Source organism: Azohydromonas sp., assembly GCF_035325925.1.
Classification (GTDB): Bacteria; Pseudomonadota; Gammaproteobacteria; order Burkholderiales; family Burkholderiaceae_C; genus Calidifontimicrobium.
The window spans coordinates 1-26,055 of record NZ_DAOKZA010000042.1; the positions used below are offsets into that span (position 1 = coordinate 1).

Here is a 26,055-nt window from a genome sequence, read left to right on the forward strand (position 1 = left end):
ACCGTCTTCGTCGTGCTGAAGGACCCCGAGACCGGCGAGACCAACCTCGGCACCTACCGCATGCAGATGCTCGACAACAAGACCTGCGGCGTGCAGATCCTGCCGGGCAAGCGCGGCGAGCGCATCATGAAGAAGTACGCCAAGATGGGCAAGAAGATGCCGGCCGCCGCCGTCATCGGCTGCGACCCGCTGCTGTTCATGGCCGGCACGCTGATGCACAAGGGCGCCAGCGACTTCGACATCACCGGCACGGTGCGCGGCCAGCAGGCCGAGTACCTGATGGCGCCGCTGACCGGGCTGCCGGTGCCTGCCGGCGCCGAGATCGTGCTCGAAGGCGAGATCGACCCGACGGCCTTCCGCCCCGAGGGCCCGTTCGCCGAGTACACCGGCTACTACACCGACGAACTGCACCACCCGATCCCGAAGCCGGCGCTCGAGGTCAAGCAGATCCTGCACCGCGACAGGCCGATCCTGTGGGCCACCGGGCAGGGCCGGCCGGTGACCGACGTGCACATGCTGCTGGCGTTCACGCGCACCGCGACGCTGTGGACCGAGCTCGAGAAGATGAAGATCCCCGGCGTCCAGAACGTGTGCGTGCTGCCCGAGTCGGCCGGGCGCTTCTGGGCGGTGGTCTCGGTCAAGCAGGCCTACCCCGGGCACTCGCGCCAGGTCGCCGACGCGGTGATCGCGAGCAACACCGGCAGCTACGGCATCAAGGGCGTGATCACGGTCGACGAGGACATCGCCGCCGACGACCTGCAGCGCGTCGTCTGGGCGCTGTCGTGCCGCTACGACCCGATGCGCGGCACCGAACTGATCAAGCGCGGGCGCTCGACGCCGCTCGACCCGGCGCTCGACCCGGCCGGCGACAAGCTGACGACCTCGCGCATCCTGATGGACGCCTGCATCCCCTACGAGTGGAAGCAAAAACCCGTCGAGGCGCGGCTCGACGACGCGACGCTGGCGTCGATCGGCGCGCGCTGGGCCGAGTTCGGCATCGACTGAGGAGAGCGACATGCCGAGCCGCAAACCAGCCGCCGCACCGCCCGCACCGCTCGCGCGGCTGCTGGGCAGCCTGCCCTGCCCGCAGGGGCTGCTCGCGGTGCGCGCCGGCGACGCCGCCGACGTCGTCGCCGCGACCGCGATGTGGGTCTCGTACGACCCGGTCATCGTCGCCGTCTACCTGCGCCCCGGCAGCACCGCGCACCGGCTGGTCAACGAGGCGCGGCACTTCACGTTCAACGTCGCCGACGAGTCGCAGAACGAGGCGGCGCTGAAGGCCGGGTCGATCGGCGGCGCCGACGCGAAGAAGCTCGCCAAGGTGGGCCTGGCGCTGGAGCCCGGCAGCGTGCCCAGCCCGCGCGTGGCCGGCTCGGCCGCGAGCTACGACTGCCGCGTGCTCAAGGTGGCCGCCTGCGGCGACCACGACCTGTTCCTCGGGCTGGTGCGCGACTGGTGCGTGCGCGACGACGGCCGCCCGGTGGTGCGCTTCGGCGGCGCCAGCCACGGTGTCGGTGCGGCGCTGCGCGGGCCGCGCGTGTCGTACCCGCACTGACCCCTCCCCCTCACCTGCACAGGAGTCCCGCATGGACAAGGCCAAGGGCGTGAAGCTCGTGATCCTCGACGTCGACGGCGTCATGACCGACGGACGCATCGTCATCGACGACAACGGGCTCGAGCAGCGCAACTTCGACATCAAGGACGGCCTGGGCGTCGTCGCGCTGCAGATGACCGGCGTCGAGGTCGCGATCATCACGTCGAAGAAGTCCGGCTCGGTGCGCCACCGCGCCGAGGAACTGAAGATCAGGCGCTTCCACGAGGGCGTGCGCAAGAAGGTCGAGCCCTACGAGCAGATGCTCGCCGAGATGGGCATTTCCGACGCGCAGGTCGCCTACGTCGGCGACGACCTCGTCGACCTGGCGATGATGAAACGCGTCGGCCTGCCGATCGCGGTGGCCGACGCGGTCGACGAAGTGCGCGAGGCCGCCGCCTACGTCACCCGCGCGCGCGGCGGGCGCGGCGCCGTGCGCGAGGCCGCCGAGATGATCCTCAAGGCGCAGGGCAAGTGGGACGCGATCCTCGCCAAGATCGCCTGAGCGAAGAGTCACCCTTACCGAAGGAGCACGAGTGGCACCCCCCCGCAGCAACCGTGAATTCGTCGAAGCCTGTCTCGCCTCCGGCGACGCGGTGCGCATCGCGCAACAGGTCGACTGGGAGAACGAGGCCGGCGCGATCGTGCGCCGCGTCTGCGAGCTCGCGGCGCCCGCGCCGTACATGGAGAGCATCAAGGACTACCCCGGCTTCCGCTACTTCGGCGCGCCGCTGTCGACGTACCGCCGCATGGCGATCTCGCTGGGCCTGCCGCCCGACACCTCGCTGCCCGAGCTCGGCCGCATCTACCTGGAGCGCACCAAGGGCGAGCCGGTGGCCCCGGTGCTCGTCGACCGCAGGGACGCGCCGTGCAAGGAGAACATCCTGCGCGGCGCCGACGTCGACCTGTGCCGGCTGCCGGTGCCGCTGGTGCACGACGGCGACGGCGGCCGCTACGTCGGCACCTGGCACGCGGTGGTGACCAAGCACCCGGTGCGCGGCGACGTGAACTGGGGCATGTACCGGCAGATGATGTTCGACGGCCGCACGATGTCGGGCGCGGTGTTCCCGTTCTCCGACCTCGGCAAGGCGCTCAACGAGTACTACCTGCCGCGCGGCGAGACCTGCCCGTTCGCCACCGCGATCGGCCTGTCGCCGCTGGCGGCGATGGCCGCGTGCGCGCCGTCGCCGATCCCCGAGCCCGAGCTCACCGGCATGCTCGCCGGCGAGGCGGTGCGGCTGGTCAAGTGCGAGACCAACGACCTCGAGGTGCCGGCCGACGCCGAGATCATCCTCGAGGGCGAGATCCTGCCCGACTACAAGGTCGAGGAGGGCCCGTTCGGCGAGTACACCGGCTACCGCACCAGCCCGCGCGACTTCCGCGTCACGTTCCGCGTCAACTGCATCACCTACCGCAACCACGCGACGATGACGATCTCCAACATGGGGGTGCCGCAGGACGAGGGGCAGCTGCTGCGCTCGTTCTCGCTCGGCCTCGAGCTGGAGAAGCTGCTGAAGAGCCAGGGCATCCCGGTGACCGGCGTGTACATGCACCCGCGCTCGACGCATCACATGATGATCGTCGGCGTCAAGCCGACCTACGCCGGCATCGCGATGCAGATCGCGCAGCTGGCCTTCGGCAGCAAGCTCGGGCCCTGGTTCCACATGGTCATGGTCGTCGACGACCAGACCGACATCTACAACTGGGACGAGGTCTACCACGCGTTCTGCACGCGCTGCAACCCCGAGCGGGGCATCCACGTGTTCCGCAACACCACCGGCACCGCGTTGTACCCGCACGCGACGCCGCACGACCGCAGGTACTCGATCGGCTCGCAGGTGCTGTTCGACTGCCTGTGGCCGGTCGACTGGGACAAGATCAACGACGTGCCGACGGTGGTGTCGTTCCGCAACGTCTACCCGAAGGAGGTGCAGGACAAGGTGCTGGCCAACTGGACCCGCTACGGTTTCGCGCCGAGCGCACGCTGACTTGCCGCACCTCACGAGGAGACCGACGATGAGCCAATGGGAAGTGTTCGTGTCCGACCTGTCCGAGCTGCCCGAGGGGCGCGACGTGGAGCTGACGATCCGCACGCTGGAGCCCGGCATCCACAAGTACACCTACAAGCGCGCCAAGGTGCGGCTGTCGAAGTCGCCCGACGAGCTGCCCGACCGGCTGCAGGTGCGCTACGGCCGCGGCCAGCTCGCGCCGCAGCGCTTCTCGATGCACGTGCTCGAGGAGGTGCAGCGCCTGCCGGCGAAGTACCGCTAGGCGCGCGCGATGGCCTACCGCGACCTGCGCGACTTCCTCGACGCGCTCGGCGGCGACCTGCGTCGCATCGCCGAACCGATGTCGCCGCGCTTCGAGATCGCCGCGGCGCTGCGGCAGGCGCGCGCCGACGCGCCGGCGCTGATGTTCGACCAGGTCGTCGGCCACCCCGGCTGGCGCGTCGCCGGCAACCTGATCGCGCACCGCCGGCGGCTGGCGCTCGCCTTCGGCACCGCGCCCGAGGCGCTGGCCGAGACCTACCTCGAGCGCAAGCAACGCGGCGTCGAGCCGGTGGCCACCCGCGACGCGCCGGTCAAGCAGGTGGTGGCCACGCGCGGCGACGACCTGCTCGCCGCGCTGCCGGTCCTGACCCACCACGAGCGCGACGCCGCGCCGTTCATCACCACCGGCGTGGTGCTGTGCCGCGACCCGGCGAGCGGGCGCCGCGGCATGGGCATCCACCGCATGATGGTCAAGGGCGGGCGGCGGCTGGGCATCCTGCTGGCCAACCCGCCGCTGTCGCAGTTCCACGCCGCCGCCGAGGCGCGCGGCGAGCCGCTGGAGGTGGCGATCGCGCTCGGGCTCGAGCCGGCGGTCGTCGTCGCCTCGGTGGTCAAGGTCGGGCCGCTGGTGCCCGACAAGATGGCGGTGGCCGGCGCGCTGCGCGGCGCGCCGGTCGAGATGGTCGACGCCGAGACCGTCGCCGTGCAGGTGCCGGCACGCGCCGAGATCGTGATCGAGGGCCGCGTGCTGAGCGGCGTGCGCGAGCTCGAGGGCCCGTTCGGCGAGAACACCGGCGCCTACTTCAGCAACGCGAGCCCGGTGATCGAGGTCAGCGCCGTCACGCACCGGCGCGACGCGATCTACCCCGGCCTGACGCCGTGGGGCAGCGACGTCGACATGCTGCTGTGGCTGGCCGCCGGCACCGAGATGCTGGGCCAGTTGCGCGCGCACGTCGCCGGCGTCGTCGACCTCGAGCTGGCCGGCGGCACCGCGGGGTTCTCGATGATCGTCGCGGTGCACGGCACGCCGCGCTCGGAGGTGCGGCGGCTGATCCACCTCGCGCTGGCGCTGGACAAGCGGCTGAAGACCGTGACCGTGGTCGACGACGACGTCGACATCCGCGATCCGCGCGAGGTCGCGTGGGCGGTCGCCACGCGCCTGCGGCCGGCGCGCGACACGATCGTCGTCGAGGGCACCGAGGTCTACGTCATCGACCCCAGCGGCGGTGGCGGCGGCGAGGGCTCGAAGATCGGCTTCGATGCCACCCGCGGCAGCGCCGACCCCGCCTTCGACAAGGCGCGGCTCGACGCCGCCGCGCTGGCGCGCGTGCGTGCCGTGCTGGGCGACCTGGTGCAATGAACCGCGACGGGAAGGCGAAGGCGATGAGACTGGTGGTGGGCATGTCGGGCGCCAGCGGCGCGATCTACGGGCTGCGCATCCTCGAGGTGCTGCGCGACGCCGGCGTCGAGACGCATCTGGTGATGTCCGACTCGGCCAAGCGCACGATCGTCTACGAGACCGACCGCACGATCGACGACGTGAAGCAGCTCGCCAGCCACGTGCACGACCTCAACGACGTCGGCGCGTGCATCTCCAGCGGCTCGTTCAGGCACGACGGCATGGTGATCGCGCCGTGTTCGATCAAGACGCTGTCGGCGCTGGCGCACTCGTTCAACACCAACCTGCTGATCCGCGCCGCGGACGTCACGCTCAAGGAGCGGCGCAAGCTGGTGCTGATGGTGCGCGAGACGCCGCTGCACCTGGGCCACCTGCGGCTGATGACGCAGGTCACCGAGACCGGCGCCGTCGTGCTGCCGCCGCTGCCGGCGTTCTACCACCGGCCGAAGACGCTCGACGACATCATCGACCAGTCGGTCAACAAGGCGCTCGACCAGCTCGGCGTCGAGGCCGAGCTGTTCCAGCGCTGGAGCGGCAACGAGGAGCGCGACCATGCCCGCTCGCGCCGATGAGGCGCGGGCCGACTTCGTCGGCGTCGTCTGCAGCGGCCTCGGCGAGGGCGCGCGCTTCACCGCGCTCGACTGGGTCGGCGCGGCGTTCGCGCGCCGGCTCGGCTTCGCCGCCTGGCCGGGCACGCTCAACCTGCGGATGGCCGGCGCGGCGTGGCAGCGCTGGCGCCGCGACCTGCCGCACCGCCGCGGCGTGCGCATCGACCCGCCCCCGGGGTTCTGCGCCGCGACCTGCTTCGCGGTCACGCTCGACGATCGCGTGCGCGCGGCGGCGGTGTTCCCCGACGTGCCCGACTACCCCGACGACAAGCTCGAGCTGGTCGCGCCGGTCGCGCTGCGCGAGACGCTGGCGCTGCGCGACGGCGCGCGCGTGCGCGTGCGCGTGCACCTGCCACCGCAGCCGACGACCGGCCGGCCCGCCGGCGCACCGGCCGCGGGCTGACGGCGCGCCGCGCGCAGCCCGGCGGCGATCGTGACCCGCGCGCCCGCCGCCGCGACGCGGCACGACGCCGTCGGCGCACGAGATCGCCTCGGCGTCGCGGCGCTGGCGCCGCTGGCCGCCGGGTTGCCGGTGCTCGTGCTCAGCAGCGACGGCACCGGCCGCGTGCACGCCACCTACTCGTGGGCGGTCGCCGTCGACACCCGGCGACTGCGGCTGGCCACCGACCGCGGCGGGCGCAGCAGCGCCCACCTGCGTCGCAGTGGCCGCGCCGCGCTGCTGGTCGTCGGCCACGCCGGGCTGAACCTGCTGCTGTCGGGTCGCGTGCAGCGCCTGCCGGCAGCGCTCGACGTGGCCGGCAGCCCGCCGCTGGACGCCTGGGAGCTGACGCTGTCGCGCGTGCGCGACCAGTCGTGGCCGGGCGTCTCGACCAGCGTGCTGCGCTACCGCTGGCCGGCGCCGCAGCGCGCCGCGATGCGGCGCATGGAGCGTGCGGTGATCGCCGCGCTGCGCCATGCGGCGGCGCCGGCCCCCGCGCGGCGGCCGGCCGCCGCGCGTCGGCGCGCCGGCCCGCAGCCTTGACCTGCTTCAAGGTCCGCCGGGGGGTCCTGTTCTAAATTGGTATCGCAGTACTGTTTTTGGACCGTCGAGCGGTGTCCCGTCGGGCGCCGCAGGAAGGGCAGCAAGCGATGCCAGGGCCGACGCGGCAGCCGCCGCCCGCGCCGTGCACGGCGGCGCCGCAGGCGCCGGCCGACACCGCACCGTTGCGCAGCGAGCGCCGCGGCGCCGTGCTGCGCCTGACGCTGGCGCGCGCACCGGTCAACGCGCTCGACGACGCGCTGGTCGATGCGCTGTGCGCCGCGCTCGACGACGCGGTCGCCGCCCCGGGCGTCGCGCTGGTGCACCTGCGCAGCGACGAACGCGCGTTCTGCGCCGGCGCCGACCTGGCGCTGATGCGCGACAGCATCGCCAGCACCGAGGGGCTCGAGCGCATGCTCGCGCTGGTGCGCCGCATGCAGGCCCTGGCCGCGAAGCTCGAGTCCGCGCCGGTGGTGACGCTGGCCGAGATCGGCGGCGCCGCGCTGGGCGGCGGCTTCGAGCTGGCGCTGGCCTGCGACCTGCGCATCGCCGCCGACGACGCGCGCGTCGGCCTGCCCGAGGCCGGCCTGGGGCTGCTCGCCGCCGCCGGCGGCACGCAGCGGCTCACGCGCCTGGCCGGCCCGGCGCTGGCGCGGCGCCTGCTGCTCGGCGCCGAGGTGCTCGACGGGCGCGACGCCTGCGCGCTGGGACTGGTGCACTGGGCCGTGCCGCGCACCGACTTGCCGGCTGCCGCCGACGCGCTGGCCGAGCGCATCGCCGCGCTGCCGCCCGCGGCGCTGGCCGCCGCGAAGGACTGCATCGCCGCCGCGCTGGACCCGTCGCGCGACGGCTTCGCCGCCGAGATCGACCACACCCGCCGCCTGTACCGCGAGCACGCCACGCGCGCGCTCGTCGGCGCCTTCCTCGCCCGCGGCGCAACGCGCCGACAAGGAGAACCCGCATGAAACCGTTCACCGACCGCACGGTGGTCGTCACCGGCGCCGCCTCGGGCATCGGCCGCGCCACCGCACAGGCCTTCGCCGCCGCCGGCGCGCGCGTGGTCGTCGCCGACATCGACGCCGCGCGCGGCGAGGAGACCGCCGCCGCGCTGCGCAGCGCCGGCCACGCCGCCGAGTACCGCGCGGTCGACCTCACCGACCGTGCGTCGATCGAGGACTTCGCCGCCGACCTGCTGGCGCGCCACGGGGCGCCCGACGTGGTCGTCAACGGCGCCGGCTGGGGCAAGACCGCGCCGTTCTGGGAAGGCACGCCCGACTTCTGGGACAAGCTGGTGCAGTTGAACTTCGTCGGCCCGATGCAGCTGGTCAAGGCGCTGCTGCCGGCGATGATCGAACGCGGGCGCGGGCGCATCGTCAACATCGCCAGCGACGCGGGCCGCGTCGGCAGCCTGGGCGAGACGGTGTACTCGGGCGCCAAGGGCGGGCTGATCGCATTCACCAAGTCGCTGGCGCGCGAGACGGCGCGCCACGGGATCACCGTCAACTGCGTCTGCCCGGGCCCCACCGACACGCCGCTGCTCGCCGCGGTGCCCGAGAAGGTGCTCGACGCGTTCCGCAAGGCGATCCCGATGCGCCGCTTCGCCCAGCCCGCCGAGGTCGCCGGCGCGGTGCTGTACTTCGCCGGCGACGGCGCGGGCTACGTCACCGGCCAGGTGCTCAGCGTCAGCGGCGGGCTGACGATGGCCGGCTGACGCACGGAGACCGACGATGGACATGACGCTTCCCGAGTTCCTCGCCCACGCGATCGCGCTCGAGCGCGAGGCCGCCGAGCGCTACCTCGAGCTCGCCGACATGATGGAGTCGTACCGCAACGACGCGGTGGCGTCGACCTTCCGCGACATGGTGCGCTACTCGCGCCTGCACCACGACTCGATCGTCGAGCGCGCCAAGGGCCTCGCGCTGCCGGCGCTGCGCTCGTGGCAGTACCGCTGGCGCCACCCGCCCGAGACCGGCGGCGAGGAAGCGTTCGACCCGCAGCTCACCGCGTACGAGGCGCTGCGCTACGCGCGCGAGAACGAGTTCCGCGCGCAGGCCTTCTACAGCCAGGCCGCGGCCGACGCCGGCGACGCCGAGGTGCGCCGCCTGGCCGAGGAGTTCGCCGCCGAGGAGGCCGAGCACGTGGCCGCGCTCGACGACTGGCTGGCGCGCACGCCGCGCCCGTCGACGCCGTGGCGCGAAGACCCCCACCACCAGGGCTGACGAGCCCCCCCCCCCCGAGGACACCCACGATGAAACGCATCCAGCTGGCCGGCTACCAGGCCCGGCACTTCGGCTGGTCGGTCGACGGCAAGGTCGCCACCATCACGCTGAACCGCCCCGAGCGCAAGAACCCGCTGACCTTCGACTCCTACGGCGAGCTGCGCGACCTGTTCCGCGAGCTGGTCTACGCGACCGACATCAAGGCGGTCGTCTTCACCGGCGCCGGCGGCAACTTCTGCAGCGGCGGCGACGTGCACGAGATCATCGGCCCGCTGGTGCAGATGGACATGCCCGAGCTGCTCGAGTTCACGCGCATGACCGGCGACCTGGTCAAGGCGATGCGCGCGTGCCCGCAGCCGATCGTCGCGGCCATCGACGGCGTGTGCACCGGCGCCGGCGCGATGATCGCCTGCGGCTCGGACCTGCGCGTGGCCACGGCGCGCAGCAAGCTCGCGTTCCTGTTCGTGCGCGTCGGGCTGGCCGGCGCCGACATGGGCGCGTGCACGCTGCTGCCGCGGCTGATCGGGCTGTCGCGCGCCGCCGACCTGCTGTACACCGGCCGCGTCGTCGGCGGCGAGGAGGCTGCGGCGTTCGGCTTCTACAACCGCCTGGTCGAGCCCGACCGGGTGCTCGCCGAGGCACAGGCGCTGGCGCGCGATCTGGCCGACGGCCCGACGTTCGGCCACGCGATGACCAAGACCATGCTGTGGCAGGAATGGAGCTCGGGGCTGGGCGAGTGCATCGAGGCCGAGGCGCAGGCGCAGGCGATCTGCATGCAGACCAAGGACTTCGAGCGCGCCTATCATGCGTTCGCGGCGAAGCAGAAGCCCGAGTTCCAGGGCGACTAGCCGCCAGCATGGCCGACCGCAGCTTCCTCGACTGGCCCTTCCTCGACGACGGCCACCGCGCGTGGGCGCGCGAGCTCGACGCGTGGGTCGAGCGCGACCTGCCCGCGCTGCCGCAACCCGACGAACACGACCTGGACGCCGTCTACGCGGCCTGCGGCGCACTCGTGCGAGCGATGGGCGCCGCCGGGCTGCTGCGCGCCTGCGTGCCGGCGGCGTACGGCGGGCTGCGCGAACGCGTCGACGTGCGCAGCCTGGCGCTGGCGCGGCAGACGCTGGCGCACGCCGGCGCGCTGGCCGACTTCGCGTTCGCGATGCAGGGCCTGGGCAGCGTGCCGGTGAGCCTGTTCGGCAGCGAGGCGCAGAAGCAGGCGCTGCTGCCCGGCGTGTGCCGCGGCGAGCTGGTGGCGGCATTCGCGCTGTCCGAGCCCGACGCCGGCAGCGACGTCGCGGCGATGCAGGCCACCGCGCGCCGCGACGGCGAGCACTGGGTGCTCGACGGCACCAAGACCTGGATCTCCAACGCCGGCGGGCTCGCCGACCGCTACGTCGTCTTCGCGCGCAGCGAGCAGCCCGGCGACGGCCCCGGCAGCCGCGACGCCAAGGGCATCTCGGCGTTCCTCGTCGACGCCGACACCCCGGGGCTCGACGCCAGCGAGCGCATCCCGGTGATCTCGCCGCACCCGCTGGGCACGCTCAAGCTCGGCGGCTGCCGCGTCGGCGCCGACCGCCTGATCGGCGCGCCGGGCCAGGGCTTCGCGATTGCGATGGGCACGCTGGACCTGTTCCGCACCACGGTCGGCGCGGCGGCGCTGGGATTCGCGCGCCGCGCGCTCGACGAGGCCACCGCGCGCGCGCGGTCGCGGCGCATGTTCGGCCAGCGGCTGGCGGACTTCCAGCTCACGCAGGTGCAGCTCGGGCGCATGTGCACCGAGATCGACGCCGCCGCGCTGATGGTCTGGCGCAGCGCCTGGACGCGCGACGTGCTCGGCCGGCGCGTCACGCGCGAGGCGTCGATGGCCAAGCTCTACGCGACCGAGGCGGCGCAGCAGGTGATCGACGCCGCGGTGCAGTTGCACGGCGGGCTCGGCGTGGTCAGCGGCCAGCCGGTCGAGCGGCTGTACCGCGACGTGCGCGCGCTGCGCATCTACGAAGGCGCGACCGAGGTGCTGCAGCTGGTGATCGGCGCGCAGCACCTGCGCACCGCGCACGACGCGGGCGGCCGGTGAACGCGCCGCGCACCTGGCACGACGCCGACGGCACGCACATCGACGTGCGCGGGCTGCCGGCGCCGCATCCGCTGGTGCAGATCCTGCAACTCGTCGCGCAGGTCGGCGCCGGCGGCGTCGTCGTCGTGCACCACGACCGCGACCCGCAGCTGCTGTACCCCGAGCTGGCGCAGATCGGCTGGGGCGCGGAGCAGGTCGCCGGCGACCCCGGCGAGGTGCGGCTGCGACTCGCCGCGCTGCCGTGAGCGCCGGGCCGATCCGCAAGCCGGCCAAGCTCGGCGGCACCTTCCTTGCCGGCGCGAAGGGCCGGCTGCTGCCGGCGTCGGTGCCGCTGCGCTTCTTCGGCGCCGCGGTGGCGTTCCACGCGCTGGCCTGGCTGGCGCTGCTGGCCGGCGCCGCCGACTGGGCGCAGTGGCGCGGCGGGCTGGGCTGGCCGCTGGCGGCGCTGCACCTGGTGACGCTGGGCACGCTGCTGTCGAGCGCGATCGGCGCCAGCCTGCAGCTGCTGCCGGTGGCCACGCGCCAGCCGGTGCGCTCGCCGCGCGTGGCCGCCGCGCTGTGGTGGGTCTACGTGCCCGGCGTGGCCACGCTGGCGCTGGGCATGGGGCTGGCGCACCCGACGCTGCTCGCGCTCGGCGCCGCCGCGGTGGTCGCGGCGCTGGTGGCCTGGGCGGCGCTGCTGGGCCTGAACCTGCTGGGCGCGCGCGGCATGCCCGGCGTCGTGCTGCACGGTTGGGGCGCGCTGGCGGCGCTGGCGCTGCTGGCGGCCAGCGCGCTGGCGCTGGTGGCGCTGTGGCTGGGCCACCCGCTGCTCGATCGCGACGCGGCGCGCGCGCTGCACCTGGCCGCCGGCGTGTTCGGCACGATGGGGCTGCTGGCGTTCGGGCTGTCGTACGTGCTGCTGCCGATGTTCGCGCTGTCGGGCGTGCCCGACGAGCGGCTGCAGCTGGCGTCGGGCGCCTCGGCGCTGGCGGCGGTCGCGCTGGCGGCGGTGGCGGCGTTCGACGTCGCGCCGCTGGCGCTGCGCGGCGCGGCGCTGGCCGCCGGCGCGCTGGCGCTGGCGCTGCACCTGAAGCTGATGCACCACGCGCTGGCCACCGGGATGCGCCGCGACCTGGGCCGCGCCCAGCAGCTCATGCGCGTGGGCTGGGGCGCGCTCGCGCTGGCGCTGGCCGTCGCGCTGCTGCAGCTGGCGGCGCCGGCGCTGGGGCTCGACGCCGGGCGGCTCGGCAGGCTGTTCGTCGTGCTCGCCGTCGGCGGCTGGCTGCTGAGTTTCCTGTTCGGCGTGCTGCAGCGCATCCTGCCGTTCCTCGCGTCGATGCACGCGGCGCGCGGCCAGCCGCGCCCGCCGACGCCGTCGGCGCTGACGCGCGAGCGCCCGCTGGCGTGGCACTTCGCGGCGCACCTGGTGGCGCTGGCGCTGCTCGCCGCCGCGGTGCTCGCCGACTCGGCCTGGCTGGCCGGCGCGGCGGCGCTCGCCGGCGGCGTCGGCGCCGTGGCGTTCGGCCTGTTCTACCTCGGCGTGTGGCAGCGGCTGCGCCACAGCCTGGCCACCCCGCCGCCCGCGACGGCCGCGCGCGGCTGATCTGGCGCAGGAACGCCGCACGCCGCAGCACGGACAATCCACGTTTCCATCCCCGGCGCCGCGCGCGCGCACCCGCCGCCGCGCCGCCATGCCCCGCCCGATGCTCTCGTTCCTGCCACCCTTCCTGCGCGGCGCGATCGCGTTCGCGCTGCTGGTGCTCAACACGCTGTTCTGGTGCGCGCCGCTGTTCGCGCTGTCGCTGGTCAAGCTGGCGCTGCCGTTCGACGCGGTGCGCCTGCGCGTGGACCCGCTGCTCAACGCGATCGCGACCCACTGGATCGCGTGCAACAGCGGCTGGATGCGGCTGACGCAGCGCACGCACTGGGACGTCGAGGGCGTCGACGCGCTGCGCTACGCCGACTGGTACCTGGTCAACGCCAACCACCAGACCTGGGTCGACATCTTCGTGCTGCAGCACGTGCTCAACCGCCGCATCCCGCTGCTGAAGTTCTTCCTCAAGCAGCAGCTGATCTACGTGCCGGTGATCGGGCTGGCCTGGTGGGCACTCGACTTCCCGTTCATGAGGCGGCACTCGAAGGCGGCACTGCGCGCGCGCCCCGAGCTGCGCGAGCAGGACCGCGAGACCACCCGTCGCGCCTGCGCGAAGTTCGCGCTGGTGCCCACCAGCGTGATGAACTTCGCCGAGGGCACGCGCTTCACCGCCGCCAAGCACCGCGCGCAGCACTCGCCGTACCGCCACCTGCTCAAGCCGAAGGCCGGCGCGCTGGCGCTGGCGCTGAACGCGATGGGCGAGCGATTCCACTCGCTGATCGACGCGACCATCGTCTACCCCGACGGCGCGCCGACCTTCTGGCAGTTCCTCGGCGGCCGCGTGCCGCGCATCGTCGTGCGCGTGCGCCAGCTGCCGATCCCGCCCGAGTTCTGCGCCGGCGACTACACCGCCGACGCGGCGTTCCGCGCGACCTTCCACCGCTGGCTCGAGCAGCTGTGGCTCGACAAGGACGCGCAGATCGGCGCGCTGCTCGGCGCGCCCGGGGCGGCAGCGCATGCCTGAGCGGGCCGGCCCAGCCCGTGCCCGCGCCGGCGGCCGGGTCGCGGCGCGCGCGTCCGATCGCCCGGCGGTTGACCTGCGGCAAGCCCACGACGGTGGCAGGCCCTTATTCTGGTATCGCAGTACCGAATTTGGTCCACCCTTGCACGACACACCGCCATGAGCTATTCGCGACAAGTCTCCCGCACGCTCGACGACGAGCACCGCGCCAGCCTCGAACTGCTCGGCCGCGTCGAGCGCGCGCTCGCGCGCGGCGACGACGCCGAGTGGCTGTCGCTGGCCGCACCGCTGGTGCGCCAGCTCGAGCACGAAATCGGCCGCCACTTCGACTTCGAGGAGCAGCAGCTGTTCCCGCGCATGGCCGACGCCGGCGACGGCGACCTCGCCGAACTGCTCGCCGAGGAGCACGCGAGCATCCGCGCGGTGGCCGAGGATCTGCTGCCGCTGGCGCGCGCGGCCGCCGCCGGCACGCCCGACGCCGCGTCGGCGGCGACGCTCAAGCGGCTGGCGCTGGAGATGGTCGAACGCCAGGTCGCGCACATCCAGAAGGAGACGATGGCGCTGCTGCCGCTGCTCGACGACCTGCTCGACGACGACGCCGACCGCGAACTCGCGTTCGCCTACGCTTGCGACTGAACCCGCCCCTGGGAGACCGACGATGAACACCCATGCCGCCACCGACGCCGCCGTGACCGTGCGTGCGCTCGCCGCCGACGACCTCGACGCCGTCGTCGCGATCGACGCCGCCATCGAGGGCCGCACCCGACGCGACTACATCGAGCGCCGGCTCGCCGCCGCGCGCCGCGAACCCGCCGCGCACGCGCAGTTCGCCGCCGTGGTCGGCCAGAGCCTGGCCGGCTTCATCCTCGCGCGCGTGCTGGCCGGCGAATTCGGCCGCCGCCGCCCGGCGCTGCGCCTCGAGCTGGTCGGCGTGCGCAACGACCTGCGCCACGCCGGCATCGGCCGGCGGCTGTTCGACGCGCTCGACACCTGGGCGCAGCGCCACGGCATGGCCGAGATGCGCACCGCCGCCGAGTGGCGCCACACCGACATGCTCGAGTGGTTCGACAGCCTGGGCTTCGACCTGGCGCCCGACCAGATCGTCGACACCGCGGTCGAGCCGGGCAGCTGGCGCCCCGAGCGCGACGGTCCGGTCGCGCTCGAGGCGGGCGAGGGCCCGGGCCACGAGATCGACTACGGCCGCGGCGAAGCCAACGACCACGAGCGCGTCGAGCGCGACGGCGCCGACGTGCGCTCGATGGTGCCCGAGGACCTCGACGCGATCGCGCGCATCGACCGCGACATCACCGGCCGCGACCGGCACGACTACATCGCCGCGCGGCTGGGCGAGGCGATGGACGACGCCGGCGTGCGCGTGTCGCTGACCGCGCGCCGCGACGGCGCGATCGTCGGCTACCTGATGGCGCGCGCCGACCTGGGCGACTTCGGCCGCACCGAGCCGGTGGCGGTGATCGACACGCTGGGCGTCGACCCCGAGTACGCGCGCCGCGGCGTCGGCCGCGCGCTGCTCGCGCAGCTGTTCGCCAACCTCGGCGCGCTGCGCGTCGAGCGCGTCGAGACCATCGTGCCGCAGCGCGACCTCGCGCTGCTGGGTTTCCTGCACGCCGCGGGGTTCGCGCCGTCGCAGCGCCTGTCGTTCGTGCGCGCGCGGGAGGCCGGCGCGTGAACCTGCCCGACGAAGACGCGGTGCGCGAGGCGCTGCGCCAGGTGATGGACCCCGAGGCGGGGATGAACATCGTCGACCTCGGACTGATCTACGGCGTCGAGGTCGACGACGGCGGCGTGCGCGTCGAGATGACGATGACCAGCGCCGCGTGCCCGATGGCCGACATGATCGTCGACGAGGTGCACGCGGCGCTGGGCTCGGTGGTGCCGTCGGGCGTGCCGGTCGACGTCGAGCTGGTGTGGGACCCGCCGTGGACGCCCGAGCGCATGAGCGGGTTCGCGCGGGAGCACTTCGGGTGGGGCAAGTTCTGACCCCCCGCCGAAGCGGCTGCGGCGCGGCGCCCGCCGCAAGGGTCGCGCCGCGGCCCGTGGGCGCGGCACGTGGCGTGGCGGCACGGACGACACCTTGCAGCGCAGCGCAGTGACCCCCGAAGCCGGTCGCGCCGGCGAGCGCACGGCGCGCGAGCGGCGACCGGCGTGGTGGCGCGTGCCGCTGCTGGCGTTCGGCTTCGTCGCGCTGTTCGCCGGCGTCGGCGCCGGGCTCGCGCGGCTGGGGTGGACCATGCCCGACGTCGCCACCGGCGCGGCGGCGCTGCACGGGCCGCTGATGGTGTGCGGCTTCTTCGGCGTGGTCATCGCGCTCGAGCGCGCGGTGGCCATCGGCCGCGCCTGGGCCTACGCCGGGCCGCTGCTCGCCGGGCTCGGCACCGCAGCGGTGATGCACGGCGCCGCGCCGGCCGCGCCCTGGCTGTACCTGGCCGGCAGCGTCGTGCTGCTGGCCGCCTCGCTCGACGTGCTGCGCCGCCAGCGCGAGCTGTTCATGCTCGTCATCGCGGTGGCCGCCGGCTGCTGGAGCGTGGGCACCGCGCTGTGGGCCGCCGGCGCCGCGGTGCACCAGGTGGTCGGCTGGTGGCTCGGCTTCCTGGTGCTGACGATCGCCGGCGAGCGCCTCGAGCTGTCGCGTTTCATGCCGCCGTCGCGCGGCGCCGAGCGGCTGTTCGCGGCGCTGGTGGCCGCGGCGCTCGCCGCGCTGGTGCTGTGGCCGCAGCCGTGGGCGCCGCGGTTGTTCGGCGTCGTGCTGGTCGCGCTGGCGGCCTGGCTGCTGCGCCACGACATCGCGCGGCGCACGGTGCGCCAGCGCGGGCTCACCCGTTTCATCGCGGTGTGCCTGCTGTCGGGCTACTTCTGGCTCGCCACCGGTGGCGCGGTGATCGCCGCCGCCGGTGTCGAGCCCGGCGGCGCCGCCTACGACGCGGCGCTGCACGCGCTGCTGCTGGGCTTCGTGTTCGCGATGGTGTTCGGCCACGCCCCCATCATCTTCCCCGCGGTGCTGCGCGTCGCGGTGCCGTACCACCCGCGCTTCTACGTGCCGCTGGTGCTGCTGCATGCGTCGCTGGCGCTGCGCCTGCTCGGCGACGCGTCCGGGCAGTTCGAGTGGCAGCGCTGGGGCGCGCTGCTGTCGGCGCTGGCGCTGCTGGGCTTCATCGCCAGCACCGCGGCGGCGGTGGTGCAGGGCCGGCGCTCGCCGGCGCGACGGGGCACGGCGCGCTGAGGCCCGAGGCGATGGGGGCGATGGACCGCGCCACCCTCCTGATCGTCGACGACGACCCGGCGCTGCGGCGCACGCTGCAGCTGCGGCTGCGCGAGGAGGGCTTTCGCGTGCTCGAGGCCGACAGCGCCGAGCGCGCGCTGGCGCTGCTCGCGGTCGAGCTGCCCGACCTGCTGATCACCGACGTGCGCATGGGCGGCATGGACGGGCTCGCGTTGTTCGACGAGGTGCGGCGCAGCCACCCGCTGCTGCCGGTGGTCATCGTCACCGCGCACGGCTCGATCCCCGACGCGGTCGAGGTCACGCGCAAGGGCGTGTTCGCCTACCTGACCAAGCCGGTCGAGGCCGCCGAGCTGCTCGCGCAGGTGCGGCGTGCGCTGGCGGTGGCGCCACCGGCGGCGCAGCGCGCCGGGCCGGCGCGCGGGCAGATCGTCACGCGCAGCGCCGCGATGCGCGCGCTGCTCGACGAGGCCGAGCAGGTCGCCGCCACCGACGCCGCCGTGCTGATCCACGGCGAGACCGGCACCGGCAAGGAGCTGCTCGCGCAGGCGATCCACGACGCCAGCGCGCGCCGCGACGGGCCGTTCGTCGCCGTCAACTGCGGCGCGATCCCCGAGGCGCTGCTCGAGAGCGAGCTGTTCGGCCACGTGCGCGGCGCCTTCACCGGCGCGCAGCGCGACCACCCGGGGCTGATCCGGTCGGCGGCCGGCGGCACGCTGTTCCTCGACGAGGTCGGCGACATGCCGCTGGCGTTGCAGGTCAAGCTGCTGCGCGTGCTGCAGGAGCGCCAGGTGCGCCCGGTGGGGGGCACGCGCGCGCTGCCGGTGGACGTGCGCATCGTCGCCGCGACGCACCGCGACCTCGACGCGGCACGCCGCGACGGCAGCTTCCGCGACGACCTGTACTGGCGTCTCGCGGTGGTCGTGTTCACGCTGCCGCCGCTGCGCGAGCGGCGCGAGGACATCCCGGCGCTGGCCCAGCACTTCCTCGCTGCGCTGGCGGGCAAGTACCGCAAGCCGCTGCGCGGCTTCGCCCCCGACGCGATGGCGCTGCTGGCGCGCGCGCCGTGGCCGGGCAACGTGCGCCAGCTGTTCAACGCGGTCGAGAAGTGCGTCGCGCTGGCCGGCGACGCCGACAGCGTCGGCGCGGCGCTGGTCGAGCGCGCCGTCGAGCGCAGCGGCGACGACGGCGTCGAGCCGTTCGACGAGGCGCGCCGGCGCTTCGAGCGCGACTACCTCGTGCAGCTGCTCCGGCTGACCGGCGGCAACGCCGCGCTGGCGGCGCGGCTGGCGCAGCGCAACCGCACCGACTTCTACGCGCTGCTCGCGCGCCACCACCTCGAGCCCGGGGCGTTTCGCGCGGGGTCCGGCCCGCAGTGAACCCCCGCTGAGCGCTGTCGGCGCCCGCCGACAGCATGAATCCGTGGTGCGACAAGCACTTGCGCGCGCCGGCGCGCGGGCGTGTCGGCGATTGCCGACATCGTGCGGTGCCACCGCGCGTCGTGGTGGCGACGCGGTCCCTCTGCGTCACGGCGCTGCACCGGCCTGGCACGTCGATTGCAGAGACGATGCACCGGCCCCGAGCCGCCCGCCCTCACACGGAGACCGCCATGCAAGCCCACCGCCTCGCCGCCCTGTTCGCCCTGTCCGTCGCCGCCGTCGCGGTTCACGCCGACCCGGTGGTCGACAGCTTCGATCGCATGCTCGCGCACGCCCCGACGACGACCCCGGTCGCGCGTCCGGCCGAGCCGGCCGACCCGCTGATCGCCGCGCTCGTCGCGCCGCTGCGCGACGGGCATGCCGCCAGCGTCGCGGCGCGCGCCGACGACCCGGTGCTCGCCAGCTTCGACCGGATGCTGAGGCACGAGCCGACGCACACCCGTGCGCCGGTGCCCGCCGGCACCGACCCGCTGGTCGCCGCGCTGATCGTGCCGCTGCGCGACGGCCACGCGGCGCCCACGATGGTCGCCGGCTCGACCTCGGCCGTGCTGCGCTGAACCGCGGGCGACGACCGGTCACCACGCCGACCACCTCGCCCGGCGCGCGCCGGCCGCATCGACGACCCGAGCGGGTCGCCGTCGGCTGCGCGCGCCGGCGCTCGCACCGATGGACACGAACGCAAGCTGCGCAACGGCCGGCTCACCCGCCGTGCGGCAGCGTCACCTCGACCCGCGTGCCCTCGCCGACGCGGCTGGCCACCGTGATGCGCCCGCCGTGGCGGTCGACCGCCCGCTTGACGATCGCCATGCCCAGCCCGGTGCCGCCGATCGCGCCGACGTTGCGCGCGCGGTAGAACGGCTCGAACAGCAGCGGCAGGTGCTCGTCGGGGATGCCGATGCCGCGGTCGGCGACGCGGATGCGCGTTGCCGCGTCGTCGCACTCGACGTCGACGTGCACCGGCGCGCCGGCCGGCGAGTACTTGATCGCGTTGGCGACCAGGTTGCCGACGATCTGCCGCAGCAGGCGCTCGTCGAGCGCGCGCGGCGCCGCGGCGCCGTGCAGCCGCAGGTGCACCGGCACCGCGCCGACGCCGGCGTCGGCCGCGGCGCGCTGTGCGTCGGCGAGCACCGCCTCGAGCAGCGGCGCCAGCGCCAGCGGCGCCGGCGCGAACTCCAGCGTCTGCGCCTCGGCCTTGCCGAGGGTCAGCACGTCGTCGAGCATCTGGCGCATGCGCCGCACCGAGGTCTGCACGATGCCCAGCAGCTCGTCGCGCTCGGCCGCCGGCAGCCGGTCGTGGTAGTCGCGCAGCAGCTCGACCGACGACAGGATCGCCGCCAGCGGCGTGCGGAACTCGTGCGAGGTCATCGCGACGAAACGCGACTTCAGCTCGTTGAGCTCGCGCTGCTGCGCCAGTGCACGCTGCATGTCCTCGACGGCGCGGCGGCGCCCGGTGATGTCGAGCATGGTCCAGATGATGCGCAGCCGCGCTTCGGCCGGGTCGATCGCGCGGCCGTGCAGCAGCGCCCACAGCGTGCGCCCGTCGCGGTGGCGCACCGGCCACTCGGCCTCGAAGGCCTCGCCGCGACGCAGCACCGGCTCGCAGGCCTCGCCGAGCGCGCGCCAGCTCGCCTCGTCGACGTGCAGCAGGCGCGTCGAGCGGCCCAGCATCCCGTGCGGCTGGTGGCCGAGCATCTCGCTGAGCGTGCGGTTGACCCACTGGAACGCCTGCCCCGCGGTGTAGGCGACGCCGACCAGCGCGCTGTGCAGGATCACCTCGAGCTCGGCGCTGGTGCGGCGCAGCTGCGCCTCGAGCGCCTTGCGCTCGCCGATGTCGAGCACCGACCAGACGCTGCCCTCGCCGGCACCCCAGTCGCCCACCGCCTGCCCCGACACCAGCGCCCAGAAGCGCGAGCCGTCGCCGCGCACCAGCTCGACCTCCTCGCGCAGCGCCTCGCGCCGCCGCATCGCCGCCTCGGCGCGCTGCACGAACGCCGCGTGCGTGCCGGCGTCGGTGAACAGCGCCGCGGTGTGCAGGCCCGGCAGCACGGCGCCGTCGATGCCCAGCATCTGCTGCGCGCTGCGGTTGGCCCACTGGATGCGCGCCGCCGCGTCGAGGAAGAAGATGCCGACGATCGAGTTGTCGAGGATGGTCTCGCGCTCGGCCAGCGTGTGGCGCAGCTGCGCCTCGAGTGCGCGGCGTTCGCTGACGTCGGCCACCAGGCCCAGCGCCGCCGGGCGCCCCTGCCATTGCACCAGCGTCACGCGCAGGTCGACCCACAGCACGCGCCCGTCGCTGCGCACGACGCGCAACGGGTACTGCACCGGCACGTCGTCGCCGGCGAGGCGGCGGCGGTGGCGCTCGAGCATCGTCGGCGCGTCGTCGGGGTGCACGAACGTGTGCAGCGGATGGCCGACGATGCGCTCCAGCGGCAGCCCCAGCAGCTCGCCCAGGCGCGGGTTGCAGAACGCGACGCGTTCGTCCTGCAGCACGACGATGCTCTCGCCGACGCTGTCGACGAGGTAACGGTAACGCTGTTCGGACGCCGCCAGCGCACCGCGCGCGACCTGCAGCGCGCCGACCTGCTCGGCGAGCTCGGCGGTGCGTTCGGCCACGCGCTGCTCCAGCGAGCGCGCGAGCCGGCGCGCCTCGTCGAGCGCGTGCACCTCGGCGCTGACGTCCGCGGCGATGCCGGTCACGCGCACGACGCGGCCGGCGGCGTCGCGCACCGCGAACGCGCGGTCGCGCACCCAGCGCAGCGTGCCGTCGGGTCGCACGACGCGGAAGGAAAGCTCGTGGTCGCCGTCGCGGCGCAGCGCGAGCGCCGCCACGACGCGCTCGCGGTCGTCCGGATGCACGCCTTGCAGCCACGAGGCCGGCTCGGCGAGCAGGTCGGCGACCGGGCGGCCCCAGATCTTCTCGTAGCCGGCGCTGACGTACAGCAGCGTGCGCTGCGCCGGATCGGCGACCCAGAACACCTCGTCGATGGTCTGCGAGATCTCGCGCAGCCGCTGCTCGCGCTCGCGCAGCTCGTCCTCGGTGCGCTTGCGCTCGCTGATGTCGGTGAACGTGACGACGACGACGCGGCCGTGGCGTGCATCGTCGAGCGCGCGAAAGCTGGCCAGCGCGTGCAGCGTGCCGCCGTCGCGGCGGCGGATCGGCCACTCGCGCGCGATGCGCGGCGAGTTGGCCAGCAGCGCCGCGAGGTAACGATCGGCGCGCGCGCCGACGTCGTCGAAGGCGCCGACGGTCCACGGCTGGCCGACGAGTTCGTCGCGCGTGTAGCCGAGCATGCGCGCCAGCGCCGGGTTGACCTCGAGCAGCCGGCCGCGCGCATCGATGAAGCCGATGCCCACGCCGGCCACCTCGAACGCGGTGGTCCACAGCGAATCGCTGCGGCGGCGTTCGTTGAGCGGTGCGTCCATCGCGGCGGGGCGGGACCGCCGAAGCTAATGCGCCACCGACGGGGCCGCGCTGACGCAGGTCAACGCCGCCTCCCGCTGTCCTGACCCCCTCTGGAGAAGACGATGGATCCGATGAGCTTGATCGTTCTGCGCGCCGTGCACGTGGTCGCCGGCGCTTTCTGGGTCGGCGCCGCGCTGATGCTGGTGGCCTTCGTCGCGCCGACCGTGCGCGCGCTGGGCCCCGACGGCGGGCGTTTCATGCAGCGGCTGCTGGCGCACAGCCGCTTCCCCGAGGCGATGGGCCTGGCCAGCGCGCTGACCACGCTGGCCGGCCTGGCGCTGCTGTGGCCCGCCTCCGGCGGCCTGCAGGGCGCGTGGCTGCGCTCGGCCCCGGGCGCGGCGCTGGCACTGGCCGCGCTGGTCGGCCTCGCGGCGTTCGCCGTCGGACTCGCGGTGAACAAGCCCGCCGCCGCGGGGCTGGCGCGGCTCGGCGCCGAGATCGGCGGCGGCGCGCCGAGCACCGAACAGGCAGCGCGCCTCGCCACGCTGCAGCGACGGCTGCGCCTGGGCGGGCTGTGGGGCGCGGCGCTGTTGGTGCTGTCGACGCTGGGCATGGGTGTCGCGCGCTACCTCGGCTGACCGCGTGGGCACGGGCCGGCGCCTGCCCCCCCCCCCGGTGACGGCACGTTCGATCGACCCGGTGCTGAACTTCGTGACCTGCCCATGTGCAATGGGTGGGCTGCTCGGGGCAGTGCGGCGAAGCGGCGTGCGCCCGGGCACGCTGTCGCGCCGCCCCCACGATGGCCCTCGCGACAGGCAGCACCCAGTCAAAGCCGCGCCGACCCAGAGAAGGCCTTGGCGAACGTTGGCGATCGGCTGCAGGACCATGAAGCGGTCGGCAGCGGGTGCAATGCGGTCGAACTCAGGTCGCTGTCAGTCGACCACGTCGGCGTCGTCGGGCGCCCAGCACGCGACGATCGCCGGGCGCGCGTCGTCGCTGCCGAAGAGCGCGAAGCGGGTCGCGCCGGCGGCCTCGTCGGCACGCGCCAGCGACGGCGCACTGCCGTAACGCAGCGGACCGCGGATCCACGCGTCGAGCCGTTGCGCCGGCGGGTGCAGCGGCAGCGCCAGCCGCGCCAGTGCGATCGCGATCGCGCGCGGCGGGTGGTGGAACGCGCCGGCGAAGCCGAGGCGGCGCGCCCACGCGTCGGACCAGTGCAACCCGTTGTAGTCGCCGCTGACGCGCCCGAAGCGCCAGCCGCCATCGTGCGGCAGGTCGGCCAGCGGCTGCGGCGGCGCGTCGACGCGCGGCGCGGCGGCCTGCGCCGGCGCCGGGTCGTCGCCACGGCGCCGGCCGCGGTAGTAGAAGGTCGTCGTACCCTCCCAGGCCACGCCGTCGGCGTCGGCGAGCGTCGTGTGCAGGTCGACCTCGAGCCCCTTGTCGAGCCGGCGCTGCGCCGCGACGCGCGTGCGCATATCCACTCGCGCGCCGGGCGCCAGCGGCCGGTGCTGGCGCAGGCGGTTGCGCAACTGCAGCGCCTGCCAGATCGGCAGCGGGAACGCCGGGTGCGTCAGCAGCGCCATCTGCAGCCGAAAGCTCCAGGCGTGCACGAAGGGCAGCGGCAGCGCCGGCGTGCAGGCCAGCCCGGTCAGGCGCTCGAAGTCGGCGCGCAGCGCCGGTGCCGCGACGGCGCCATGCCAGCAGGCGTCCAGCGCAGGCAGCTCGCCGCCGCGGCGCGGGCGCAGCGCGTGCGCCATGTAGCGCAGCGCCGAAGGCGTGCTCTCGAACCGAAGAGGCATGGGTGCGGGCATGGCGGGCTTCCGGGGCGGGTGTAGACACCGCGCAGCACGAATCGTGCCGCCGCCCGCGCCTCAGCGCGGCACGTAGAACGTCGACGCCGCGCGCACCGTCTCGCCCGGCGCGCCGTCGCCGGCGCGCCGCACGCGGAACTCGATCGGGTGCGCCCCGCTGGCCAGCGACTGCGCCGTCTCGGGCGGCAGCGTCAGCCGCACCGCGAGCATGCCGGCGACGTAGGGCCCGACCACGATCTCGGCGTCGCCGGCGAGCACCAGTCCCGGCAGCCCGCCGGCGTCGACACGGTAGCGCTGTGCGCTGGCGCCGCGGTTGGCGATCTGCAGGCGGTAGACGTTCTCGACGTGGCCGCCGTCGACCAGCCGCGCGAGCGCGCCGCGGTCGCGCAGCACGTCGACGGTGTGGCCGCTGCGCAGCGCGATCGCAACGACGAAAGCCACGCTCAGCGCCAGCAGCAGCGCGCCGTAGACCAGCACGCGCGGGCGCAGCACGCGGCGCAGCATCTGCGCGCGCGTCCAGCCGTGGCGCACGCCGTTGTCGGTGGCGTAGCGGATCAGCCCCGGCGCGTAGCCCATCTTGCCCATCACGTCGTCGCACACGTCGATGCACGCGGCGCAGCCGATGCATTCGTTCTGCAGCCCGTTGCGGATGTCGATGCCGGTGGGGCAGACCTGCACGCACAGCGTGCAGTCGATGCAGTCGCCCAGCCCGAGCGCCTTCGCGTCGGCCTTGCGCGAGCGCGAGCCGCGCGCCTCGCCGCGCGCGGCGTCGTAGGCGATGACCAGCGAGTCGGCGTCGATCAGCGTGCTCTGGAAGCGCGCGTACGGGCACATGTACTTGCAGATCTGCTCGCGCAGGAAGCCGGCGTTGCCGTAGGTGGCGAAGCCGTAGAACAGCACCCAGAACGTCTCCCACGGCGACAGCGACCAGGTGGCCAGCTCGGCCAGCAGCACGCGCACCGGCGTGAAGTAGCCGACGAAGGTGAAGCCGGTGAACAGCGACACGGCGATCCACGCCGCGTGCTTGCCGCCCTTGCGCGCGAGCTTGCGCGCCGACCACGGCGCGGCGTCGAGCTGCATGCGCGCCAGCCGGTCGCCCTCGATGCGCCGCTCGATCCACAGGAAGATCTCGGTGTAGACGGTCTGCGGGCAGGCGTAGCCGCACCACAGCCGTCCGGCGACCGCGGTGAAGAAGAACAGCGCCAGCGCCGAGATCACCAGCAGCGCGGCGAGGAAGATCAGGTCCTGCGGCTGCAGCACCAGCCCGAACAGGTGAAAGCGCCGCTCGACCAGGTCGAACAGCACCGCCTGGCGGCCGTCCCACTGCAGCCACGGCACGCCGTAGAACACGAGCTGCGTCAGCCACACCATGATCCAGCGCCAGCGCGCGAACACGCCGCTGACCGAGCGCGGGTAGACCTTGGGCTGCTTCTCGTACAGCGAGACCATCGCCGCCGAGTCGTCGGCGGCGGGTGCGATCGGGATCACGCGCGGCGGCGTGCGGGGCGGGCTCGCCATCGTGCGGCGGCGCTCAGCGTCCGGTGGCGCTGCGGCTGCGCGGCGCGGCCATCGGCTGCACCGCCGGCGGCGTGCCGATCAGGTCGGCCAGCGTGAAGCGGTCGAGGTGGCCCAGAAAGCTGTCGAGCGCGCCGCCGACGATGCCGGCGAGCCTGCAGTGCCCGGTCAGCACGCAGCCGGTGTCGCCGGCGAAACACTCGACGAGCGAGAAGTCGGGTTCCATCGCACGCACCACCGCGCCGACGTTGATCTGCGCCGGCGGCGACGCGAGCCGCATGCCGCCGCCCTTGCCGCGCACCGTCTCGATGAACCCGGCCAGCCCGAGCTGGTGCGTGATCTTCATCAGGTGCGCCTCGGACACGCCGTAGGCGCGCGCGACCTCGGCGATCGTGCACAGCCGCTCCGGGCGGTGCGCCACGTACATCAGCAGGCGCAGCGCGTAGTCGGTCATCGTCGTCAGGCGCATCGGCGGCTCCGGGGGGCTGCGGCAGGCGTCAGTCGCCCTCGCGCGGGCCGCGGCGGTCGAGCTGGTCGCGCTTGTCCTGCACGCGCGCCCAGTCGTCGGCGTCGGCGGGCGCCGGCTTCTTGCGCGTGATCGTCGGCCACTGCCGCGCCAGCGCGGCGTTCTCGGCGACGAACGTCGTCTGGTCGGAGGGCACGTCCTCCTCGGCGAAGATCGCGTTGACCGGACACTCGGGCACGCACAGCGCGCAGTCGATGCAGTCGTCGGGCTCGATGACCAGCATGTTCGCGCCTTCGCGGAACGCGTCGGTCGGGCACACGTCGACGCAGTCGGTGTACTTGCACTTGATGCAGGCTTCGGTGACGACGAAGGTCACGACGGGCTCGGTCTGGGCTTGAAGCTTTATTCTCCCTATATCTTTATAGACACACGCGACCTGCGGCTTTGCG

At 74.2% G+C, this 26,055-nt stretch carries 29 protein-coding genes; 24 read left to right on the plus strand and 5 right to left on the minus strand.

Annotated elements, in window-relative coordinates; all coding sequences use genetic code 11:
• The 23 genes from ppcB to PKC53_RS14455 all read left to right on the plus strand — a co-directional run.
• A partial coding sequence (ppcB, locus tag PKC53_RS14345) for a phenylphosphate carboxylase subunit beta (protein WP_324429756.1) occupies nucleotides 1-1,005 on the plus strand: 1,005 nt, incomplete at its 5' end.
• A gap of 10 nt (nucleotides 1,006-1,015) precedes the next feature.
• Entirely contained in the window at nucleotides 1,016-1,555 is a 540-nt protein-coding gene (locus tag PKC53_RS14350; protein WP_324429758.1) for a flavin reductase family protein, read from the plus strand.
• 31 nt (nucleotides 1,556-1,586) lie between these two features.
• Complete coding sequence (gene ppcD / locus PKC53_RS14355; RefSeq protein ID WP_324429760.1) at nucleotides 1,587-2,096, plus strand: phenylphosphate carboxylase subunit delta; 510 nt, start codon at nucleotides 1,587-1,589, stop codon at nucleotides 2,094-2,096.
• Between the two features lie 31 nt (nucleotides 2,097-2,127).
• Nucleotides 2,128-3,579, plus strand: coding sequence for a phenylphosphate carboxylase subunit alpha (gene ppcA / locus PKC53_RS14360; protein ID WP_324429762.1), 1,452 nt, complete (start codon nucleotides 2,128-2,130; stop codon nucleotides 3,577-3,579).
• Nucleotides 3,580-3,607: 28 nt separating this feature from the next.
• Nucleotides 3,608-3,862, plus strand: a complete 255-nt coding sequence (locus PKC53_RS14365; protein WP_324429764.1) for a phenylphosphate carboxylase subunit gamma — start codon at nucleotides 3,608-3,610, stop codon at nucleotides 3,860-3,862.
• Between the two features lie 9 nt (nucleotides 3,863-3,871).
• Entirely contained in the window at nucleotides 3,872-5,221 is a 1,350-nt protein-coding gene (locus PKC53_RS14370) for a UbiD family decarboxylase (RefSeq protein WP_324429766.1), read from the plus strand.
• Between the two features lie 23 nt (nucleotides 5,222-5,244).
• Nucleotides 5,245-5,832: a UbiX family flavin prenyltransferase gene (locus PKC53_RS14375; protein WP_324429768.1), complete on the plus strand. Its 588-nt coding sequence runs from the start codon at nucleotides 5,245-5,247 to the stop codon at nucleotides 5,830-5,832.
• Nucleotides 5,813-6,271: a DUF120 domain-containing protein gene (locus PKC53_RS14380; protein WP_324429770.1), complete on the plus strand. Its 459-nt coding sequence runs from the start codon at nucleotides 5,813-5,815 to the stop codon at nucleotides 6,269-6,271. Before PKC53_RS14375 ends, PKC53_RS14380 begins: the two co-directional genes overlap by 20 nt.
• 30 nt (nucleotides 6,272-6,301) lie before the next feature.
• A complete protein-coding gene (locus PKC53_RS14385) occupies nucleotides 6,302-6,850 on the plus strand; it encodes a pyridoxamine 5'-phosphate oxidase family protein (protein WP_324429772.1) in 549 nt (182 codons plus the stop codon).
• Between the two features lie 182 nt (nucleotides 6,851-7,032).
• Complete coding sequence (locus PKC53_RS14390) at nucleotides 7,033-7,812, plus strand: enoyl-CoA hydratase/isomerase family protein (protein WP_324429774.1); 780 nt, start codon at nucleotides 7,033-7,035, stop codon at nucleotides 7,810-7,812.
• Nucleotides 7,809-8,558 carry an SDR family NAD(P)-dependent oxidoreductase gene (locus PKC53_RS14395; RefSeq protein WP_324429776.1) on the plus strand — a complete coding sequence of 250 codons (750 nt, stop codon included), beginning with the start codon at nucleotides 7,809-7,811 and terminating at the stop codon, nucleotides 8,556-8,558. Before PKC53_RS14390 ends, PKC53_RS14395 begins: the two co-directional genes overlap by 4 nt.
• A gap of 16 nt (nucleotides 8,559-8,574) precedes the next feature.
• Entirely contained in the window at nucleotides 8,575-9,066 is a 492-nt protein-coding gene (locus PKC53_RS14400) for a ferritin family protein (RefSeq protein ID WP_324429778.1), read from the plus strand.
• Between the two features lie 29 nt (nucleotides 9,067-9,095).
• Nucleotides 9,096-9,914 (plus strand): enoyl-CoA hydratase family protein, encoded by an 819-nt coding sequence (locus PKC53_RS14405; protein ID WP_324429780.1) that lies wholly within the window; start codon nucleotides 9,096-9,098, stop codon nucleotides 9,912-9,914.
• Nucleotides 9,915-9,922: 8 nt separating this feature from the next.
• A complete protein-coding gene (locus tag PKC53_RS14410) occupies nucleotides 9,923-11,140 on the plus strand; it encodes an acyl-CoA dehydrogenase family protein (protein ID WP_324429782.1) in 1,218 nt (405 codons plus the stop codon).
• Nucleotides 11,137-11,385, plus strand: a complete 249-nt coding sequence (locus PKC53_RS14415; RefSeq protein ID WP_324429784.1) for a DUF2249 domain-containing protein — start codon at nucleotides 11,137-11,139, stop codon at nucleotides 11,383-11,385. The genes PKC53_RS14410 and PKC53_RS14415 overlap by 4 nt, the downstream gene beginning before the upstream one ends.
• Nucleotides 11,382-12,725, plus strand: a complete 1,344-nt coding sequence (locus tag PKC53_RS14420) for a hypothetical protein (RefSeq protein ID WP_324429786.1) — start codon at nucleotides 11,382-11,384, stop codon at nucleotides 12,723-12,725. Before PKC53_RS14415 ends, PKC53_RS14420 begins: the two co-directional genes overlap by 4 nt.
• Nucleotides 12,726-12,825: 100 nt before the next feature.
• Complete coding sequence (locus PKC53_RS14425; protein ID WP_324429825.1) at nucleotides 12,826-13,740, plus strand: acyltransferase; 915 nt, start codon at nucleotides 12,826-12,828, stop codon at nucleotides 13,738-13,740.
• A gap of 156 nt (nucleotides 13,741-13,896) precedes the next feature.
• Nucleotides 13,897-14,373 carry a hemerythrin domain-containing protein gene (locus PKC53_RS14430; protein ID WP_324429788.1) on the plus strand — a complete coding sequence of 159 codons (477 nt, stop codon included), beginning with the start codon at nucleotides 13,897-13,899 and terminating at the stop codon, nucleotides 14,371-14,373.
• A gap of 22 nt (nucleotides 14,374-14,395) precedes the next feature.
• Nucleotides 14,396-15,424, plus strand: a complete 1,029-nt coding sequence (locus PKC53_RS14435) for a GNAT family N-acetyltransferase (protein WP_324429790.1) — start codon at nucleotides 14,396-14,398, stop codon at nucleotides 15,422-15,424.
• Nucleotides 15,421-15,735: a metal-sulfur cluster assembly factor gene (locus tag PKC53_RS14440; protein WP_324429792.1), complete on the plus strand. Its 315-nt coding sequence runs from the start codon at nucleotides 15,421-15,423 to the stop codon at nucleotides 15,733-15,735. The genes PKC53_RS14435 and PKC53_RS14440 overlap by 4 nt, the downstream gene beginning before the upstream one ends.
• A gap of 109 nt (nucleotides 15,736-15,844) precedes the next feature.
• Nucleotides 15,845-16,975, plus strand: coding sequence for a hypothetical protein (locus PKC53_RS14445; protein WP_324429794.1), 1,131 nt, complete (start codon nucleotides 15,845-15,847; stop codon nucleotides 16,973-16,975).
• An 11-nt stretch (nucleotides 16,976-16,986) separates the two neighbouring features.
• Nucleotides 16,987-18,351: a sigma 54-interacting transcriptional regulator gene (locus tag PKC53_RS14450; protein ID WP_324429797.1), complete on the plus strand. Its 1,365-nt coding sequence runs from the start codon at nucleotides 16,987-16,989 to the stop codon at nucleotides 18,349-18,351.
• 230 nt (nucleotides 18,352-18,581) lie between these two features.
• Complete coding sequence (locus tag PKC53_RS14455) at nucleotides 18,582-18,968, plus strand: hypothetical protein (protein WP_324429799.1); 387 nt, start codon at nucleotides 18,582-18,584, stop codon at nucleotides 18,966-18,968.
• A 142-nt stretch (nucleotides 18,969-19,110) separates the two neighbouring features.
• On the opposite strand, the gene PKC53_RS14460 is transcribed toward PKC53_RS14455, so the two are convergent.
• Nucleotides 19,111-21,834 (minus strand): PAS domain S-box protein, encoded by a 2,724-nt coding sequence (locus tag PKC53_RS14460; protein WP_324429801.1) that lies wholly within the window; start codon nucleotides 21,832-21,834, stop codon nucleotides 19,111-19,113.
• Between the two features lie 111 nt (nucleotides 21,835-21,945).
• Between PKC53_RS14460 and PKC53_RS14465 the strand changes: the two genes are divergently transcribed.
• Entirely contained in the window at nucleotides 21,946-22,452 is a 507-nt protein-coding gene (locus PKC53_RS14465) for a hypothetical protein (protein WP_324429803.1), read from the plus strand.
• A 294-nt stretch (nucleotides 22,453-22,746) separates the two neighbouring features.
• Here the strand turns inward: PKC53_RS14465 and PKC53_RS14470 are convergent, their stop codons facing one another.
• The 4 genes from PKC53_RS14470 to fdxA form a co-directional block, all read right to left on the minus strand.
• Nucleotides 22,747-23,613, minus strand: a complete 867-nt coding sequence (locus tag PKC53_RS14470) for a hypothetical protein (RefSeq protein WP_324429805.1) — start codon at nucleotides 23,611-23,613, stop codon at nucleotides 22,747-22,749.
• Between the two features lie 72 nt (nucleotides 23,614-23,685).
• A complete protein-coding gene (ccoG, locus tag PKC53_RS14475; protein ID WP_324429807.1) occupies nucleotides 23,686-25,143 on the minus strand; it encodes a cytochrome c oxidase accessory protein CcoG in 1,458 nt (485 codons plus the stop codon).
• 13 nt (nucleotides 25,144-25,156) lie between these two features.
• Nucleotides 25,157-25,609, minus strand: coding sequence for an Rrf2 family transcriptional regulator (locus PKC53_RS14480; RefSeq protein ID WP_324429809.1), 453 nt, complete (start codon nucleotides 25,607-25,609; stop codon nucleotides 25,157-25,159).
• A 28-nt stretch (nucleotides 25,610-25,637) separates the two neighbouring features.
• The gene (fdxA, locus tag PKC53_RS14485) at nucleotides 25,638-25,982 is read right to left on the minus strand and encodes a ferredoxin FdxA (RefSeq protein WP_324429811.1); all 345 of its coding nucleotides are present in this window, start codon (nucleotides 25,980-25,982) and stop codon (nucleotides 25,638-25,640) included.
• Nucleotides 25,983-26,055 lie beyond the last annotated feature (73 nt).

Excerpts from the sequence above, each read along its gene's own strand:
- PKC53_RS14350 (WP_324429758.1), top strand. The coding sequence starts at position 1,016 with ATGCCGAGCCGCAAACCAGCCGCCGCACCGCCCGCACCGCTCGCGCGG.
- ppcD (WP_324429760.1), top strand. The coding sequence starts at position 1,587 with ATGGACAAGGCCAAGGGCGTGAAGCTCGTGATCCTCGACGTCGACGGC.
- PKC53_RS14365 (WP_324429764.1), top strand. The coding sequence starts at position 3,608 with ATGAGCCAATGGGAAGTGTTCGTGTCCGACCTGTCCGAGCTGCCCGAG.
- PKC53_RS14370 (WP_324429766.1), top strand. The coding sequence starts at position 3,872 with ATGGCCTACCGCGACCTGCGCGACTTCCTCGACGCGCTCGGCGGCGAC.
- PKC53_RS14375 (WP_324429768.1), top strand. The coding sequence starts at position 5,245 with ATGAGACTGGTGGTGGGCATGTCGGGCGCCAGCGGCGCGATCTACGGG.
- PKC53_RS14380 (WP_324429770.1), top strand. The coding sequence starts at position 5,813 with ATGCCCGCTCGCGCCGATGAGGCGCGGGCCGACTTCGTCGGCGTCGTC.
- PKC53_RS14395 (WP_324429776.1), top strand. The coding sequence starts at position 7,809 with ATGAAACCGTTCACCGACCGCACGGTGGTCGTCACCGGCGCCGCCTCG.
- PKC53_RS14400 (WP_324429778.1), top strand. The coding sequence starts at position 8,575 with ATGGACATGACGCTTCCCGAGTTCCTCGCCCACGCGATCGCGCTCGAG.
- PKC53_RS14405 (WP_324429780.1), top strand. The coding sequence starts at position 9,096 with ATGAAACGCATCCAGCTGGCCGGCTACCAGGCCCGGCACTTCGGCTGG.
- PKC53_RS14410 (WP_324429782.1), top strand. The coding sequence starts at position 9,923 with ATGGCCGACCGCAGCTTCCTCGACTGGCCCTTCCTCGACGACGGCCAC.
- PKC53_RS14425 (WP_324429825.1), top strand. The coding sequence starts at position 12,826 with ATGCTCTCGTTCCTGCCACCCTTCCTGCGCGGCGCGATCGCGTTCGCG.
- PKC53_RS14430 (WP_324429788.1), top strand. The coding sequence starts at position 13,897 with ATGAGCTATTCGCGACAAGTCTCCCGCACGCTCGACGACGAGCACCGC.
- PKC53_RS14435 (WP_324429790.1), top strand. The coding sequence starts at position 14,396 with ATGAACACCCATGCCGCCACCGACGCCGCCGTGACCGTGCGTGCGCTC.
- PKC53_RS14450 (WP_324429797.1), top strand. The coding sequence starts at position 16,987 with ATGGGGGCGATGGACCGCGCCACCCTCCTGATCGTCGACGACGACCCG.
- PKC53_RS14455 (WP_324429799.1), top strand. The coding sequence starts at position 18,582 with ATGCAAGCCCACCGCCTCGCCGCCCTGTTCGCCCTGTCCGTCGCCGCC.
- PKC53_RS14460 (WP_324429801.1), bottom strand. The coding sequence starts at position 21,834 with ATGGACGCACCGCTCAACGAACGCCGCCGCAGCGATTCGCTGTGGACC.
- PKC53_RS14465 (WP_324429803.1), top strand. The coding sequence starts at position 21,946 with ATGAGCTTGATCGTTCTGCGCGCCGTGCACGTGGTCGCCGGCGCTTTC.
- PKC53_RS14470 (WP_324429805.1), bottom strand. The coding sequence starts at position 23,613 with ATGCCTCTTCGGTTCGAGAGCACGCCTTCGGCGCTGCGCTACATGGCG.
- ccoG (WP_324429807.1), bottom strand. The coding sequence starts at position 25,143 with ATGGCGAGCCCGCCCCGCACGCCGCCGCGCGTGATCCCGATCGCACCC.
- PKC53_RS14480 (WP_324429809.1), bottom strand. The coding sequence starts at position 25,609 with ATGCGCCTGACGACGATGACCGACTACGCGCTGCGCCTGCTGATGTAC.